The 449-nt window shown below is 42.5% G+C and carries 1 pseudogene; it reads left to right on the plus strand.

Annotation, left to right across the window (positions count from 1 at the left end):
• Window positions 1-449, plus strand: a pseudogene (locus LQ677_RS14540) (hypothetical protein); the annotation flags it as partial.

Below are 449 nucleotides of genomic sequence, written 5' to 3' on the forward strand. Positions count from 1 at the left end.
AGTAACGAAGATGAAAAAGTCATCGGTACTGATCCAAACAACCCTGATACTGATGGTAATGGCGTAAGTGACGGTGACGAAGACCACGATAATGACGGTATTCCAAATAAAGATGAGTCTGATCCATCTTCAGATCAACCAACTGACAAAGATGGTGATGGTAAACCAGATATTGAAACACCGAAAGATACTGATGGCAATGGCATCACAGATAAAGATGACAACGACATCGATGGTGATGGTGTAAGTAACGAAGATGAAAAAGTCATCGGTACTGATCCAAACAACCCTGATACTGATGGTAATGGCGTAAGTGACGGTGACGAAGACCACGATAGCGACGGTATTCCAAATAAAGATGAGTCTGATCCATCTTCAGATCAACCAACGGACAAAGATGGTGATGGTAAACCTGATATTGAAACTCCGAAGGATACTGATGGCGATGG

Source organism: Mammaliicoccus sp. Q-M61 (assembly GCF_022386055.1).
Classification (GTDB): Bacteria; Bacillota; Bacilli; order Staphylococcales; family Staphylococcaceae; genus Mammaliicoccus; species Mammaliicoccus sciuri_A.